11 protein-coding genes are annotated in these 16518 nt (G+C 40.9%); 5 read left to right on the top strand and 6 right to left on the bottom strand.

The window, feature by feature from the left end:
* Positions 1–521: 521 nt before the first annotated feature.
* Positions 522–2144 carry an alpha-amylase family glycosyl hydrolase gene (locus FLL46_RS02000; protein ID WP_142891741.1) on the bottom strand — a complete coding sequence of 541 codons (1623 nt, stop codon included), beginning with the start codon at positions 2142–2144 and terminating at the stop codon, positions 522–524.
* Positions 2145–2441: 297 nt separating this feature from the next.
* On the opposite strand from FLL46_RS02000, the gene FLL46_RS02005 reads away from it, so the two are divergent.
* Positions 2442–3938, top strand: coding sequence for an MFS transporter (locus FLL46_RS02005; RefSeq protein WP_142891742.1), 1497 nt, complete (start codon positions 2442–2444; stop codon positions 3936–3938).
* A 63-nt stretch (positions 3939–4001) separates the two neighbouring features.
* Positions 4002–5732 (top strand): alpha-amylase family glycosyl hydrolase, encoded by a 1731-nt coding sequence (locus tag FLL46_RS02010; RefSeq protein ID WP_142891743.1) that lies wholly within the window; start codon positions 4002–4004, stop codon positions 5730–5732.
* Positions 5733–5759: 27 nt separating this feature from the next.
* Here the strand turns inward: FLL46_RS02010 and FLL46_RS02015 are convergent, their stop codons facing one another.
* A complete protein-coding gene (locus FLL46_RS02015; RefSeq protein WP_142891744.1) occupies positions 5760–6488 on the bottom strand; it encodes a site-2 protease family protein in 729 nt (242 codons plus the stop codon).
* Between the two features lie 101 nt (positions 6489–6589).
* Entirely contained in the window at positions 6590–7768 is a 1179-nt protein-coding gene (locus FLL46_RS02020; protein WP_210418571.1) for an MBL fold metallo-hydrolase, read from the bottom strand.
* Positions 7769–7901: 133 nt separating this feature from the next.
* On the opposite strand from FLL46_RS02020, the gene FLL46_RS02025 reads away from it, so the two are divergent.
* Positions 7902–8498 (top strand): TetR/AcrR family transcriptional regulator, encoded by a 597-nt coding sequence (locus FLL46_RS02025; RefSeq protein ID WP_142891745.1) that lies wholly within the window; start codon positions 7902–7904, stop codon positions 8496–8498.
* 206 nt (positions 8499–8704) lie between these two features.
* Positions 8705–9073 (top strand): hypothetical protein, encoded by a 369-nt coding sequence (locus FLL46_RS02030; protein WP_142891746.1) that lies wholly within the window; start codon positions 8705–8707, stop codon positions 9071–9073.
* A 17-nt stretch (positions 9074–9090) separates the two neighbouring features.
* Here the strand turns inward: FLL46_RS02030 and FLL46_RS02035 are convergent, their stop codons facing one another.
* From FLL46_RS02035 to FLL46_RS02045, 3 genes are all read right to left on the bottom strand, one after another.
* Positions 9091–12132, bottom strand: coding sequence for a serine/threonine-protein kinase (locus tag FLL46_RS02035; RefSeq protein WP_142891747.1), 3042 nt, complete (start codon positions 12130–12132; stop codon positions 9091–9093).
* A 24-nt stretch (positions 12133–12156) separates the two neighbouring features.
* Positions 12157–13734 (bottom strand): diguanylate cyclase, encoded by a 1578-nt coding sequence (locus FLL46_RS02040; RefSeq protein ID WP_142891748.1) that lies wholly within the window; start codon positions 13732–13734, stop codon positions 12157–12159.
* Between the two features lie 283 nt (positions 13735–14017).
* Positions 14018–15046, bottom strand: coding sequence for a LacI family DNA-binding transcriptional regulator (locus FLL46_RS02045; RefSeq protein WP_142891749.1), 1029 nt, complete (start codon positions 15044–15046; stop codon positions 14018–14020).
* Between the two features lie 382 nt (positions 15047–15428).
* Between FLL46_RS02045 and glk the strand changes: the two genes are divergently transcribed.
* Complete coding sequence (gene glk, locus FLL46_RS02050) at positions 15429–16421, top strand: glucokinase (RefSeq protein ID WP_142891750.1); 993 nt, start codon at positions 15429–15431, stop codon at positions 16419–16421.
* The last annotated feature ends 97 nt before the right edge of the window (positions 16422–16518 follow it).

Here is a 16518-nt window from a genome sequence, read left to right on the forward strand (position 1 = left end):
ACGACTTTAAATTTATCTCAACTCAGAAACAGTTATCGGTGGGAAGGTTACTAGGAATGAGTGGGTAGGCGCGAAAGATGAATTCACTCCTCCACGTATTCGATATTTAGTGATTGCGGACAGTCAATATATCCTGAAACTAGTTGAAAATAGCTAATCAAAGCACGACAAAATTAATATCTTAGAAAGAACCAAACGACAATCTGCATGCGTAACAGCAACAATGCTTCATTGTAAAGACTACCTTCCACAGAGCAGGCGATAGCATCTCAATAACAACTTCAGTGCTAAAGGTTTGTTTCTAGTGAATTTCGCCTGTATCAATTGCCCAGCGGCAAGCGCTCGGCTTTTTTGCTTACTTTTTTAGCTGTTGAAAAAAGTAAGTCGCATGCAAGCAAAGCGATGCGAAACCGCCCTTAATAAAATAGAAACTCACACAACTTCCACGGAAACAAAAAAAACGCCGCACATAAGCAAAGCGGCATAAAAACAAGCTCAAAAAAATAAAAAAAAGGCGCAACCTATTTACACTTAGCAAACAGGCATCCATAAGCAGGAAGCACAACCTGATTACCACTTATTGCGCCGGAGGATAAACCATGACCTTCAACACTAGACAACACATATTCCTGGTTTATTGGAATCACTTGTTGAGAAGAAGAAAGGTTAAAATACACCAGTAACTTCTCATCACTATTTTCGCGGAAAAATCCAAGTACCGGTTCTTCAGTATCAATAAAATTAATATTTCCAGTTATGAGCGAAGGATAATTTTTCCGCCATGCAAAAAACTGACGAAAACTATTTAACACTGATAGCGGATCATCTTCTTGCAGGTTTATAGCTTTATCAATATGCGAAACAGGGATCGGTAACCAACTATCATTTTCAGAAAAACCTGCGTGTGGTAAATGACTATTCCATGGCATTGGCGTTCGACATCCATCTCGCCCTTTAAAAGTAGGCCAGAAGGTAATACCATAGGGATCTTGTAATTGTTCAAATGTCAGCTCGGCTTCTTCTAGCCCAAGCTCTTCACCTTGATAAGAACAAATACTACCTCTCAACGAACCTAACAGGGCGCTGAATAGTTTTGCTTTAGCTTCGCTATTTTCTTTATCGCCCCAACGGCTAACAACACGTTTTACGTCATGATTGCTGATAGCCCAGCAAGGCCATCCTTCGGTCATTTTTGACTCTAATGACTCAACTGTTTGCCGGATATATTGTGCTGAAAAATCATCGGTTAGTAGTTCAAAACTATAACCCATGTGAAGCCTCTTTCCACCTTCAGTATATTCGGCCATGGTTGCCAACGAGTCTTCTGATGAAATTTCACCAAGGGTGGTTGTACCAGGATACTGATCTAACAAAGCTCTTAACTTTTCAATAAAAGCGATGTTTTCTGGTTGTGTATTATTGTAGTAGTGATATTGATACGCGTAAGGATTATCTTCACTGAAACCACGCCCTTGTCTTTCGTTAACTGGTTTGGCTGGGTTGTCTCTGAGCATTTTATCGTGATAGCAAAAGTTAATTGCATCTAACCGAAAACCGTCTACTTTTCGTTTCAACCAGAACTCAACATTTTCAAGAATAGCTTGTTGAACATCTGGATTATGGAAGTTTAAGTCCGGCTGGCTGGTTAAAAAATTATGCAGATAGTATTGTTGGCGTCGAGGTTCCCACTGCCAGGCACAACCACCAAAAATAGACAACCAATTATTGGGCGCAGAACCGTCTTCTTTTGCATCAGCCCAAACGTACCAATCTGCTTTCGAATTGGTTTTATTGTCTCGACTTTCGATAAACCAGGCATGTTGATCGGATGTGTGACTGAGAACTTGATCAATAATAACTTTTAGCCCTAAATCATGAGCTTTAGCGATGAGTTGATCGAAATCTTCAAGCGTACCAAATAGTGGGTCAACATCTTGATAGTCACTGATGTCATAACCGAAATCTTTCATGGGAGACTTAAAGAATGGCGAAACCCAGATTGCATCAACGCCTAAACTCGCAATATAGTCGAGTTGTTGCACGATACCTTGTAGATCGCCAACGCCATCGCCGTTACTATCCTTAAGGCTTCTGGGATAAATTTGATAAATGACGGCTCCTCGCCACCATGAAGTTTGACTCATTTGAAACCTGTCGTTATTTTTGTTTAATTCGTTTTCATTGTATTAATTGCAGCATACTTGAAAGGTAATCTGCTATTCAAACGCCTGCATACGTATGCATAGAAAAAACTTGTTTTTTTACTCGCTTTTGACAATCAATTTAAGATAAAAAGGAACTGTAATAGACCAAAGCGAAACTGATATTTGCGTAGCCAGTCAAAATGGTTGAATGGCATAGTAATTGAGTGGCATAGCAAAAAGCACATCCAGTTGTTATTAACATTGAAATAACCTCCAACGGCGACTAAAGGTAGATTAATGAACAAAAAAATAAAACAGCCCGCGTTATCATTCTGGCAGGTGTGGAATGTTAGTTTTGGATTTTTAGGTGTGCAATTCGGTTTTGCGCTACAAAATGCGAATGCGAGTAGAATTCTTTCCGATTTAGGGGCTGATCTTCATTCTCTTTCACTATTTTGGATAGTCGCGCCATTAATGGGGTTAATCGTACAACCAATCGTCGGTTCTGCTTCAGATAGAACCTGGAACCGTTTTGGTCGTCGTAATCCTTATATTCTCTTTGGCGCAATTGCTGCGGCGATAGGCATGGCGTTTATGCCAAATGCACAGATTGCCGTCGCAATTATGGCGCCTATGATCTTCGGCGGCATTATGCTGGCGTTAATGGATGGCGCTTTTAATGTCACTATGCAGCCATTTCGAGCTTTGGTGTCAGATATGGTGCCTTCAGAGCAACGCAATCTGGGCTACTCAATCCAGTCCTTGCTAATTAATATTGGTGCTGTTTGTGGCTCGATTTTACCGTTTGTGTTAACTAATGTGATTGGTCTGGATAATACTGCAAAAGCGGGAGAGGTTGCGCCATCAGTTATCTGGGCATTTTATCTTGGTGCTACGGCGCTGTTTGGTTCGGTATTATGGACTGTTTTTAGAACCAAAGAATACTCACCGAAACAATATAATGCTTATAAAGGTATAGATGAAACAGAACTCAACAAAGAGCTTGCAGTTCAAAAGTCTCTCGCTGAGAAACTGTCAGGCTTTTTTAAACTATTAATCGGTATGCCGAAAACGATGAAGCAATTGGCTGTGGTACAATTTTTTTCCTGGTTTGCGTTGTTTATTATGTGGGTTTACACCACGCCTGCTATTACGCAATATATCTGGGGAGTTGAAGCTAAATGGTTCGATCCGGATTACCTGACATCTGTTGGTACCATTCCCGCAGAAATTGCGGCGGCAAAAGGTGCTGCCGGCGACTGGGTAGGAATTATCTTTGCTGCTTATTCGTTGTTTGCGGCGATATTTTCGATTCTGTTAACTCGTATTGCAAATCTGTTCGGTCGTAAACTGACTTACTCGGTTTCCCTGTTACTTGGTGGCATCGGGTACATCAGTTTTCTGGCATTTCAAAACTCAGAAATTGTCCATGTCAACTTGTTGGTCACTGAAGTCGATGTTCCCAAAGGCGCAATTGGATTATTGTTTCCTATGGCCGGTATTGGGATTGCATGGGCGGCAATTTTAGCGATGCCTTACGCAATTCTTTCTGACTCTTTACCGGCAGCTAAAACCGGTGTTTATATGGGAATATTCAACTTCACCATCGCTGCGCCGCAAATTCTGTCGGGAATAATTGCTGGTCAAATTCTAGCGCATATTTTTGATAATCAAGCGATTAACATTATTGTCTTAGCCGGCGTGTTTATGATTCTAGGGGCTATTTCTGTTTATTTTGTTAGAGATGAGTCAGCGGAAAAGTTAATCGCTGAAAAGGAGTTAGCGGGGGCCTGATTGGTTAATCGAGGTGTTTTACTTTAATTGTTTCAACAGCTAAATATTTAAAGATCATAAATAATGAAAAAAACAAAAAAGCTACTGCTAAAAATTACAGGTTTATTAGTTACTACCGCTTTGATCAGTTGTCAGGATAAGGCTGACAATGAGTCTCGAATTATGGAGCGAGTATCTTTACAGACCGAGTCTTTTTACGGCACCTTAGAACCTTTTGCGAGTAATGCCGTTTATTTCTTGATGACTGACCGGTTTGTTGATGGTGATCCTGAAAATAACTTCCCCAATCAAGGTGGTGATAATCCAACTTTTCAGAACACTTTAGTCGGGCCTAATGGACAGGTTGCTAACGTCGGTTATATGGGAGGCGATTTTCAAGGCATTTTAGATAACGCTGGTTATATTAAGGACCTTGGTTTTGGTGCCATCTGGCTGACACCAATTGTCGATCAACCCGATGAGTCTTTCGCCGGTGGTGAGCCGATAGCATTTGGCCGTGCTTTTCGTGATGGTGGAAAGACCGGATATCATGGATATTGGGGCGTCAACTTTTTTAAAACGGATGAGCATCTACCATCGAAAAATTTAGACTTTAAACAACTGACTCAGCAGCTGCGCGAAAAATATCAGATTAAGACGGTTTTAGATATCGTTCTAAATCATGGTTCACCGGCCTATACGATGAAGCCAAAACAACAGCCAAAGTTTGGTCAATTATTTGATAAAGATGGGCGTTTAATTGCTGATCAACAAAACCTCGACCCTGAAAAACTTTCTGATGATAACCCGTTGCACCGATTTTATAATAAGTCTAACGATATATTACAATTGTCGGATTTTAACCAGGATAATCCAGAGGTACTCGACTACTTTAGCGAAGCATATCTTTACTGGATAACTCAAGGCGCAGATGCGTTTCGAATTGATACCATCAAACATATGCCGCATTCATTCTGGAAAGCCTTTAGCGATAGAATAAGAGACAAGCACTCTGAATTTTTTATGTTTGCGGAAAGTTACTCCTTTGACGCCGATTTTATTGCGGAACATACTTTGGACAAAAATGGTGGGATAAGTGTACTGGACTTTCCCGGTCGAGAATGGATGACAAAAGTTTTTGAAAACAAAAACTCTGACTTTAGCGAACTGACAAATTACCTACACCTGGAAAAAGGTCCTTATAAAAATCCTTATGAATTGATGACGTTTTACGATAATCACGACATGTCTCGGATGAATGCTGATGATAACGGTTTTATCGATGCCCATAACTGGCTATTTACCTCACGTGGAATTCCAGTAATTTATTATGGCTCTGAAATCGCATTTATGGCTGGGACTAGCGAGCATGCCGGTAATCGTAATTATCTGGGGCAGGAAAATATCGAGAAAGCAGAGAAACATCCAGTCTATCGAGCTTTGAGCAAGGTCGCTAATATCAGGAAAAACGCCATAGCCTTACAGAAAGGCTTGCAGGTAAATTTAGAGTTCTCAAAAAATAAAGCTGCATTTTATCGTATATTTGAACATGGCGGGAAATATCAGACTGCCCTGGTTATGTTAAACAAGGGTGATACCCCCGTTGAGTTTAATATAGATAAGTATTTAAGTGATGGCCAGTGGCGCGAGGCGTTTTCAAATGAGAAGATAATTGTCAAGGGGTCACTCAAAAGGGTTGTTGAGGCTCATGGCATATCTATTTTATTTTTTGATGCAGCCAATAACAATCAGCAATTAATAGAACGGATGCGGCAGTTAATGGGAAGGGAAAGAGAGGCTAGTAGTCGAGATTAACTTCATAAACTTAGCAAAATTTTCTACTTAATTGCCGGGCAGTGATTTTAACAATTTGTACAAACAACCCAGTTGAATTGCCGAGATAAAAATGACGGAACTCACTGAGAAATATTGAGGTAGCCCTAATTTAGATAGTGCAATGATTGGTTCGGGGCTTGTCCCACCCCAAAAAATTAAGTGTGGTAAATCGAAAAATATCGGTAGCACGCTATAAAGTAGCAAGTCGTAGTGCAAGAGCGCTCCTGCAACGGACACCGCCAGACCTATTCCTTTTGGCTTGAATATATAGATGAATAACAGTGATATTACTGAAAGTAATGAATTAAGACCGCTCCCTGATAACGCTATTATACTTGAGTCAAATTCTGTTATTGGCTTATATTCTTCCTGTTTTAAATCTATGTACTTTTTCCAACCTGGAATCTCACTAGCTTTTGAGGAAATGGCAGGAGGTGCCTGAATTCCTCCAAATGCGACTACTCCTTTCGGCCAGTTCTTTTTATAGGGAGAACCTATGTTAGGGTGTAATTCGTAGCCAGGCCAAATGTAAACTGTCAGGGTTTGATTACTAACCAGCTTAGCACCCAGGACATGCCCATACTCATGAATCACAACAGACAAATAGATAAAAACAGGTATCGCAGAACAAGACGCGAAAAATCTTAAACTAAGCGGCTTTAATTTAAGTGACTCTAATTTAAATGACTCTAATTTAAGTGATATAGCTGCTCTCCTGATGGAAAAAATTAACAATTAGGACTGTGTTTATAAAACTAAGTTCATGGTCATTTTTTCCAAATCGAGTTAAAGCTGCGCTATATCATCTTAAAATAAAACCGCAATTTGATAAGTGGCTAACGCCACCAAAATAAATCCCGTGCTGCATCAACTGAATCATCATTGTTTAGAGTAACAACCTGTCCCATTTTAGGGGTTAACAAATCAATCCAGTCTCGGTTTGCAATTTCGACCATTTGCTCAAAGGGATCTGTCCAACTATGAAAAGCCAGGTCAAATGTGCCATTGTGAATCGGTAATAGTTTTTTACCTTTTAAATCTTTGTGCGCTTGGGCAGATTCAGTTGGGCTCATGTGAACCTCTGACCAATCTTTATCATAAGCGCCTGTTTCGAGCATCGTTAGATCGAATGGGCCGTATTGATTTCCTATTTCCTTGAACCCGTCAAAATAGCCGGTGTCACCGCTGAAAAATAAGTTGCTTGATTCCGATTTAATTACCCATGAACTCCATAAAGTTTTATTGCGGTCGCTGATTCCTCGGCCGGAAAAGTGTTGTGCGGGTGTTGCAGTAATTTTGGTGCCTTCAATTTGAATTGATTGCCACCAATCTAGCTCGGTTACTTTATCTGGATTAATTCCCCAGTCGATCACTTGTGCAGAATTTCCAAGTGGCATGATAAAGTGCTTCACTTTATTAGCTAGTTGCTTGATGGAGTACTCGTCAAGATGGTCATAGTGATTGTGTGAAATGATCACGCCATCAATTTCTGGAAGATCGTTAATGCTAATTGGCGGTTGATGAAATCGCTTAGGACCCATAAATGAAAATGGTGAAGCTCTCTCGGAAAATACTGGATCGATCAACCAAAACTGTTTGTCTAATTTTAATAGAATGGTTGAATGACCTAATCGAATGATAGATGTTTTATCGCTGGGAAGTTGTTCAAGTTGCGTGTCAGAAATCGATTCTAAAGGAATCAATTTGTCGGGTGCCGTGTTTTGCTTTTTTTCGAATAAAGAACGCTTCACTATTCTGAACAGGCGACTAAAACTGAATTCGTCTACCATTTTTTGATTAGTGAATTTTCCTGCAGCGTTATACTGTGAGGAAGTTAAATAAGGGGCGTCATTTTCGACGGTTACTGCGTTAAGAGAAGAGATAGTCATGGCTATGGTGCCTCCAAGTAGCAATATAAATGTGGTGATTTTTCGACGTCTTATTAACAACCCTAACTGCTTAAAACTGCGCTTCTGGTTGCTTCCTTTGGTATTTTGTCTATCGGGTTTGCTCATAAAATTACACTAGCTCAAGTAAACTGTACGGTGTAGTTTACTTTTTGTTTGCGAAAAAGTAAACTGCTTAGTGTAAAAAAATGTGTTACAGTGAGTATTAATTGATGAAACTAAAATTTAGTTGTTGAAAATCATGAAGTTAACTGAAAAAAAGAAACAGCAGATTATATTGGCATCTGTTCAGGAGTTCCGTGAGAAAGGTTTTTCAGGAACAAGCATGGACAATGTCGCGCAGCGTGCGGAGGTTTCCAAGCGAACGGTTTACAATCATTTTGCCAGCAAAGACGAGCTTTATATGGGTATTGTTAAGTATATGTTTGGCTTGATCGCAGAAACTTCTCCACAACCTTATGAAAACGGTATTCCTCTGCGAAAACAGCTTGAGGCGATCGCACGGGTGAAAATAAACCTGTTTTCATCTGACGAGTTTATCGGACTTTCTCGTGTAGTTATGCCGGAAGCTTTACAGAATCCACAACGAATACAACACGCAATGGAACAAATGTCAGCGATTGAGTCGGATATGTATAACTGGTTTGATTCTGCGATTGCTGAAGGTGAGCTAAATTTATCCTGTGGTGAAGAAGCCTGCAGAAAATTTATGGGGCTGGTAAAAATGGAATCCTATTGGCCCAGGCTGCTAAAAGGTAAAGAGTCTCCAACCGAGCAAGAAGTTGAAGATATGATTGAAGAGTCGGTTGGAATGTTCCTATGTTATTACCAGAAGTGAGGTTGACTCAACAAATAAGCATTTCTTTCTTTTAATAACTGCGTTATAAATAGCGGTTGATTTCATTTTTAAGTAATGGAATTAAGGCAAAGTGAGCATAGGGCTTAGTGTCATTGATTAATTTCACTGATTAATTTTGCAGTCACTCGGCATCGAAGCTCATAATCATTAAACAATAACCTATTAATAATATGAAAGGATGTGTTATGCCTCAACCACTATCTGTGAGTTTTACTTTCAACAATGGGACGATTACCTGCGCGAACCCTTCGGTAACCGCGCAAAAAGGCCAAGATATTACTTTTTCGATGAGTAACGATTCGCCAACACCGCTAAACAATTCAACAACTGTTAAAGATTGGGGACTGTATTTCAATAATCCTTTTTCGTTGGCTGATGAACAAAAATATGCTTTTGGTGATGTCAGTAAAACTGGCACATTGCAAGTTCAAACTGATGGTGCAGTTAATGTGCCTGCTTATAACTCTTACATCGTTTATGTACAAACTGAAGACGACGTTTATCATGTACTAGACCCGATGATTGTTGTATCAGATGGTGATGACGATGATTAGAGTAAGTCGAATATGGCTCACTTTTTGTTGTTTAGAAAAGTGATTTTTTTACGCCAGCTCGATTCGAATAACTTTTGAAATTCTGGTTCGTCTATCAGGCTTTGCTTTGGGTATCCCTGTAAAAGAGCCTTGTTTATCCAATCAATAGAGGTTTCGTATTGGCCGCACAGCGTAAAAATCTGGGCTGCCAATACCTTATGATAAGAATCGTTAATATTATCAATCAATTCCATTTCTCTTAAAGCTTCTTTTACTTTTCCCATTTTGGCTAGTAGCATTGCCTTGGTAATCTTGTACAGTCTTTTATTCGGTTGTTTAGACATTTTAAGCTTAAGAAGATTCAATGCCTTGTAATAGGCGCTATTTGCTGATTTTGCATCTTTTTTCCAGCGGTAAGAATCTCCCAGGTTGTGCCAAAATTTGTGGTTTTTTGGGTTTAAATTGACCGCTAGTAAAAAGTTTTTTATTGAGTCATCATAATTTTTTTGATAAAACTGAACTGTGCCTAAGTTAGAGTAGTTATTTCCTGTTGCTTCAATTTTAATTGCTTCCGTAAAAGTTTTTAGTGCATTTTTGTAGTCTCCGCGACTCATTTGTATAGCACCGTTAATTTGATAGGCAACATCATTGTTAGGCGTTAGCTTTTGTAACATACTATAGGCGCTTTCAGCTTTATCAAGTTGATTTGTCCTGTAGTAGAATACTGCAAGGTAATTCCAAACTATCCAGTTTTCGTTTATTTCCAAGGAGCGTAGATAAGTTTGTTCTGCTTTGTCTAGTTCTCCGTTTCGTTTGTAAATTTTGGCCAAACCAAAGTAAGCGATCGCATTGTTACTATCCATTTTGATTGCCTTCTGATAGCTTTGCATCGCCTTATCAAATTCCGTCTTTGCATATAAAACATTCCCTAAAATGGAATGGCTTAACGAGTGTTGTGGTGCTAAATTAATTGCTCGTTTTCCATAGATTTCGGCTTGCTCTAACCATTCTGCACCATTTCGTATTTTGGCGGCTCGAATATAGGCTCCCGCCAGTTCCCTTGTCGCTTCGAGGAAGCCTGTGTCTATTTCAACAGCTTTTTCAAAAGCCGAAATCGCCTTATCTAGGTTATCCTTATAATCATACCGATAAAGGTAAGCTAATCCTTCTAAATAGCTCTGATAAGCTTCTGACCCATTCGTTAATGGCTGGTTGAGTCTAGCTTGCAAAGTATTCGAAACCGACCAATCCAACAAATTCAAAATAGAATCTCGAATTTTAGATTGCCACTTAAACACTTCATTTACTGGAATATCATGTACGATTGAGTGCAGTAATTTTGAATCTTTTGCGTTGAGAATAGAAATATTTAAACGCCTGATGTTACCAAGATGCTGAATTGACCCGCTAAGAATCAGTTCAGGGTTGTATTTTTTATAAATTGCTTCAGCGCTGGTGTCTTTGAGTTTTCTTAGTTCTGTCGAGGGGATCACCCAGGTATCCTTATTTTCCTGACCCACTAAAGCAAGCTCATTACTCAGACTGATTGAAAGACCTCGTGAAAATACATCCAGTGCGGGATCTCCGCTGATATTATCGAAAGGTAAAATTGCAATGGTTTTTCCATTGAGTAAAATATTTTCCCGCGATATAGGAGTTGGTTCTCGTAAAATTTGAGGGGTAGTGATAACCGCTACAGCGGCTAAGCTGGCCAATGGAATCAGACGCCAGGAAGTGAACCAATATCGCCATCCGCCGCGCGAGCGGCGATTTTTTTCTTCTCGCTCAGCTTCCAGTAATGTCAATTCTATTTCTGCCATCGATTTTGGACGTTGCACAGGGTCTTTATTCAAGCATTGTTGAATAAGTCGCTCGATAACTTTTGGAATTTTATGTAGCGACTTTTCCTTTTTAGATTCTCCGTCGTTGGAGTTAGGACGAAACTCTGGCGTATGCGTTCGTATTGCTTCTAAGGTCAGTTCCGGTTGTTTTTTATAGAAAGGGTGATTACCGTAAAACATCTGGTATAAAATAATTCCAAACGCAAACACATCGCTACTAGTCGTTAATTTTCGTCCACGAGATTGTTCCGGCGACATATAACATAGCGTTCCACGCAATTCTGCTGCGGGACTGATTGTTTCACTGGTTGAAGTTTGATTGGTTCGATCTAAAGTTGAATCGCTATTTAACGACGCATTTTCAAGGTTCTGTTTTGTAGCGTTTGTTTGTTGCGAAAAAGACGATATTTCTGCAATGCCAAAATCAAGTATCTTTACCCGCGGTTCACTGGCGCGAATCATGATGTTGGTTGGTTTGAGATCTCGATGAATAATTCCAGCTTTGTGTGCGCTAGCTAGCCCTGCTGCAATCTGTCGAGCATACGACAGCTTTTGCTGTGAAGATAACTTGGTGAACTGGTTACCCTCTCCTTGACTTGAAACTAACGGAGCAAGAAAGCGATCGAGCGTTTTTCCCTCTATCCATTCCATCGCGATAAAACAGTTATCTTTGTTGCGTGCGACGTCATAAATCGTGACAACATTGGGGTGATTTAGCGCGGATGCTAACCGAGCTTCATCTAACATGTTCTCTCTGATTTGCCGGGTAACGCGTTTATTACGAAATATTTTTAGCGCGATTAATCTGTTAAGTTGTGTATCTCTGGCTTTATAAACAATTCCCATCGCACCTTCGCCAACCTTTTTGACGATTTGAAATGGGTGGCCAGACTCCATTCCCGATTGGGTATTTGAACCATCATCCTTGTCTTCGCGTTTATGTGTAGCGGTCAGAACAAATGATTGTGGATTCGGCAGGGTGATGGAACCATCGCTATTGAGTTTTTCATCACTCAAATTTAATCGTGGTTTGGTGGTTAAGTCTGGTGTAAAACGGGTTTGAGTTTGGTCGATATCATCTCCATCGTCATACTGGGATGAAAAAGTATTCGATGGAGAAGTATTCGATGAAGAAGTACTTAAAGTCATCATCTGACCTTCTGCGATGAGTTCTTCTCCGCAACTATCACAAAAAAAGTTAAGCGGAGAGTTACTTTGCTGGCATTTTTTACAATTCATCGGTGGAAATTTAAATTGAGTTGATTAGTCTGTTAAGGTGATATCTGGAATGTGAGTATTTAAAGACTCTAGCGATTTTTTGGTAGAGACGTGTACACGGTCACGTCCCGCACGCTTGGCGAGATACATGGCAGCATCTGCCTCTTCAATAAATCGGTAGGGCATGGTACCCAGTGAGGCCTCATATTCGACGATACCAAAACTTGCGGTTACTGAAACACGAATACCATCATTTTGAATTTCTAAGTTCGCAATGTCTTTGCGCAAACGCTCGGCGTAGCGAAGCGCGCCTTCTTCGTTGGTTTCTGTTAGCAGGAAGATAAATTCTTCTCCGCCTAGTCGACCCACAACGTCGCTCTTTCGCGCTGTCATACTAAGCAAGTTGGCAACTTCTCTGAGCACCTGATCGCCGCAATTGTGGCCATAAGTGTCATTAATATTTTTAAAGTGATCAATGTCCAGCAAGATCAGACAACAGGTTGAAGCATATCGTCTGGATTGATCCATCGCTTGCTTAATTCGTTCTTCGAAAAATTTTCGTGTATATAAACCCGTTAAATCGTCGGTGATAGCCTGGCTGTAGTGCATCGCACTTTTAAGTGCTGTGCCTAAGTGAATTTGCAGCGATTGTAAGAAAGGCTTTTGTTCTTCATTGAAACAGCTGGCTTTGGTTTGACTATCAAGATAAATAACGCCGAGGGTCCGTTCGCCATAGCTCAGGGGTATGACAACTGCACTTTTGATGGAAAATTTATGGATACTAAATGCCTGGTTTAGTGAAATTTCGTTACATGTGTCTTCAATCAAAACGATTTCGTTTTCGTCGTAACAGCGCCTGGCAACGGTTTGACTATATAAATCATTGTTGTCCAGTGCTTGAGTTTCTTCATCAAATTGATAGTGATAAGTCGCTGAAGGAACTAATTTTCGATGTTGCTCATCAAATTTAAGTATGAATCCGCGATCAGCTTTTAACACATTGGCGATTGGTGGCAGGATCTGCGCGAGAAAATCCTGATAAATCGGTGTTTGGTTTAGCATCAAGTGAATATTGTGTATGACTGTATTCTGTTCTACCCATGAAGTGACCAATTGTTCCGTTTTGTTAAAGGCCTTCTCGATGACTTTTTGCTGTTCGATGACTTGTTGCTGTTCTTCCGGGGAATAGTTATTCGTGGGCTGTTGATTGAGAATATTCAATGTTTGCTGCTTCAGCTCTTTTATCGAAGCGGGTAGGTTGGTTGCTGAAAACTCTTGAGTCAAGCGTCCCAGCCATTTTTCGGGTCGGACGATTTCAAGCTTTATGGCTAGATTCCCCAGTCGAATTTCAACATCGGACTGGATCAGAATCGAGTTTTCGGGGCCGATAGCAATATGGTCGACGTAAGTCCCAAAACGCGAATTAAGGTCTTGAATTGAGATACCTTGAGGAGTTTGGGTGATTCTGGCGTGTTTGCGCGAAACGCTAGTGTCGGCAAAGATAACGTCATTTTCACGCCCACGCCCAATATAGATAGTCGACTCACCAAGCTCCACCACAGCAGAGACTTCTTTAGTGCCGTCTTTCCATTTCAGGTTGAGTTGAACCGAGTCGCTTAACATGCCAAGTTATCTGAAATCACCAATATAGCCAAGGATACTACACAGAAATCTCTGTTAACTGAAGTGATTTGCTTTGATTGGAATATATTTTTAGGTTCAATATCAGGGAGTTGTAGCTCGAATTACGGAATATTCAAGGGGAAAGCTTTATAGAAAGTACTCTGACCAATTGCAAAGCGACGGCAAATACCGGCGAGGCTACAGCCTGATTCTTGCTCTTTCAAGATCTTGATTGTATGTTTTTCTGAATAGCGTTTAAGTAATGTAATTCAAAAAACGACAATCAATTTTTCCCACCACAAGATTCTCTAACTATCAGCTTCGCCGGTAACATAGTTGTCTCGACTTGCTTTTCATTAATTCTGTCCAACAAGGTCTCAACTAAAACTTCACCAGCTAATTTAGTATCTTGTTGAACGGTTGTGAGAGTAGGGCGGATGAATTCTGAGAGCGGAATATTATCGTAGCCGACCACTGCGATATCGGTCGGGATTTCCATGCCTCTTTCTCGCAAAGCTTTTACCACGCCAATTGCGATTAAGTCGCTGGCGCAAAAAACTGCGTCGAATGGTTGTTTAAGGGCAAGTAATTGTAAAGCTGCTGCATATCCTGATTGTTCTGTAGTGATTGCTTCAATTTGTAGTTTTGCATTCACTTTCAATCCAGCTTTTTCGATTGCGTGACAGGAGCCGTTGTATCGATCAAAAAATTCAGGGCAGTGTTTGGAAGCACCACCAATAAAAGCAATATTTTTGCGGCCTGATTGAATTAAATGTTGAGTGACATCGAATCCGCCCTGAAAATTATCGCAACCGATCGAAATTCCTGGTTGTCCTTCCTTCACCGCTCCCCAGCGAACAAAATGAGTCCCTTGTGACTCAAGTTGAATCAGCTTCTCTTCGTAGTCAGTGTAATCACCATATCCAAGCAAAATAATGCCGTCTGCTTTGTGGCAATCTTCATAGTCAGCATGCCAATCGTCCTCAAGCTCTTGAAACGACACCAGGAGATCATAGCCTTTTTGTGTGCAAGCACGAGTGATGCTTCCAAGCATGGAGAGGAAAAACGGATTAATCTGAGAGTCGTCGCTGGTTGGATCCTGAAATAAGAGTAGCGCGATTGTACCGCTTTGTTGAGAGCGAAGATTGCTCGCATTTTTATCGACTTTGTAGTTGAGTTCTTTTGCAATCGCGTGAATTCTTGCACGAGTCTCTTCATTGACCAGCGGGCTATTGCGTAAAGCTCGCGACACCGTTGACTGGGAGACCCCAGCATGGTGCGCGATGTCAAATGAAGTGGCTTTACCTTTCAAATGAAACTCCTGCTAAAAACCAATTGATAAATTTTAAAGGCTGCTTATTTTAAAGATTACTTATTTTTAAAGGCCGGGTAAAAGCCGATTTGGGTAAAAATACTGTCAGCCAATATACTCTAACTGTGGTTTTGATAAAAGTAGGCTAGCCTGACTCACAATTAAAGTTTTGACAAATCAATAATGACACCGGTATCATAATTTATCATATCATGATTGGATTGCGTAATAAAAAAGCCAAATCATATTGTTTGTAGTAGTTTATGAGCCAGCGACTTTAAGTAGATGGTTTATTCACACGACTGTTACGGGTCTGCTCAACAAAATTTGAAGATATAGTCGAAAAAAATCGTTATTAGAATGATCATTGAGAATATAACTTATGCAACAATTAAATAATCATTGCCCTTATATTGTGGCGGATATTGGCGGTACTAACGCCCGATTTGGCCTGGTCACAACTTTTAATAAGGAAAATCAACAGTTTACAGTTGAAAATCAGCAAACCTATCCCAGCGCTGAGTTCGATGGAGTAGAGCAGGCTGTGGCGTGTTACAGGGAAACATTAGATGAAAAATCGATTGAAGGGGCATGTTTGGCGGTGGCTGGGCCGGTTGCGGGAGAACGCATTCGACTCACCAATCTGAATTGGGATATCTGCGTACCGTCCACCAGGCGAAAACTCGGTTTTTCGAATTTACAGATAATCAACGACTTTGCTGCATACGCGTACGCTATTCAATATCTTGAGCAAGGTCATTTGCGTACCATTAACCAGGGAAATGGTATCAAAGGGAGCCCTATCGCTGTGCTTGGCCCTGGTACCGGGTTTGGCGTCGCTGCTTTGGTGACTCAAAACCATCGGGTGAATGTGTTAGCGTCAGAAGGCGGACATATGTCATTGGCGGCAAACACCGCGCTTCAGGCGGCAATTAAGGAACAGCTTTCGCGAAAATATTCACTGGTTTCGGTAGAGCGCGTTTTTTCGGGGCCTGGGCTGCGTCATTTATATCATGCGTTAGCCGCGGTAGAGGGACGGACAGCCCGTCAGTTGTCGACTGCCGAAATCAGTCGGCATGCATTGGCCGGCACCGATGAAATGTGTCAACGAACGCTTGCGTTATTTTGTTCCTGGCTCGGCGGTGTTACTGGCGACTTAGCGTTAGCGCTCGGTGCTCGCGGAGGCGTATTTCTTGGTGGCGGGATATTGCCGAGAATTGCAGATTTTCTTATCGACAGTGATTTTAAGCGAGCTTTCAGGGCAAAAGATCAAATGAGCCACTATCTGGAAGACATTCCTGTCCAGCTGGTTACTGAAGGCAACTCTGCGTTGTTAGGGGCTGCCGCCTGGTTCAGGAATTCATTTGAGCATTAAATTCCGGCTGATCTTTCCTAATGGCGGTTGTTACCTGCCGTCTGGTGAATCGAGATGTTCTTGGCTTTCATTGACTTAGACCGCGCTTTAAGGCACA

This window comes from Aliikangiella coralliicola, assembly GCF_007004725.1.
GTDB lineage: Bacteria > Pseudomonadota > Gammaproteobacteria > Enterobacterales > Kangiellaceae > Aliikangiella > Aliikangiella coralliicola.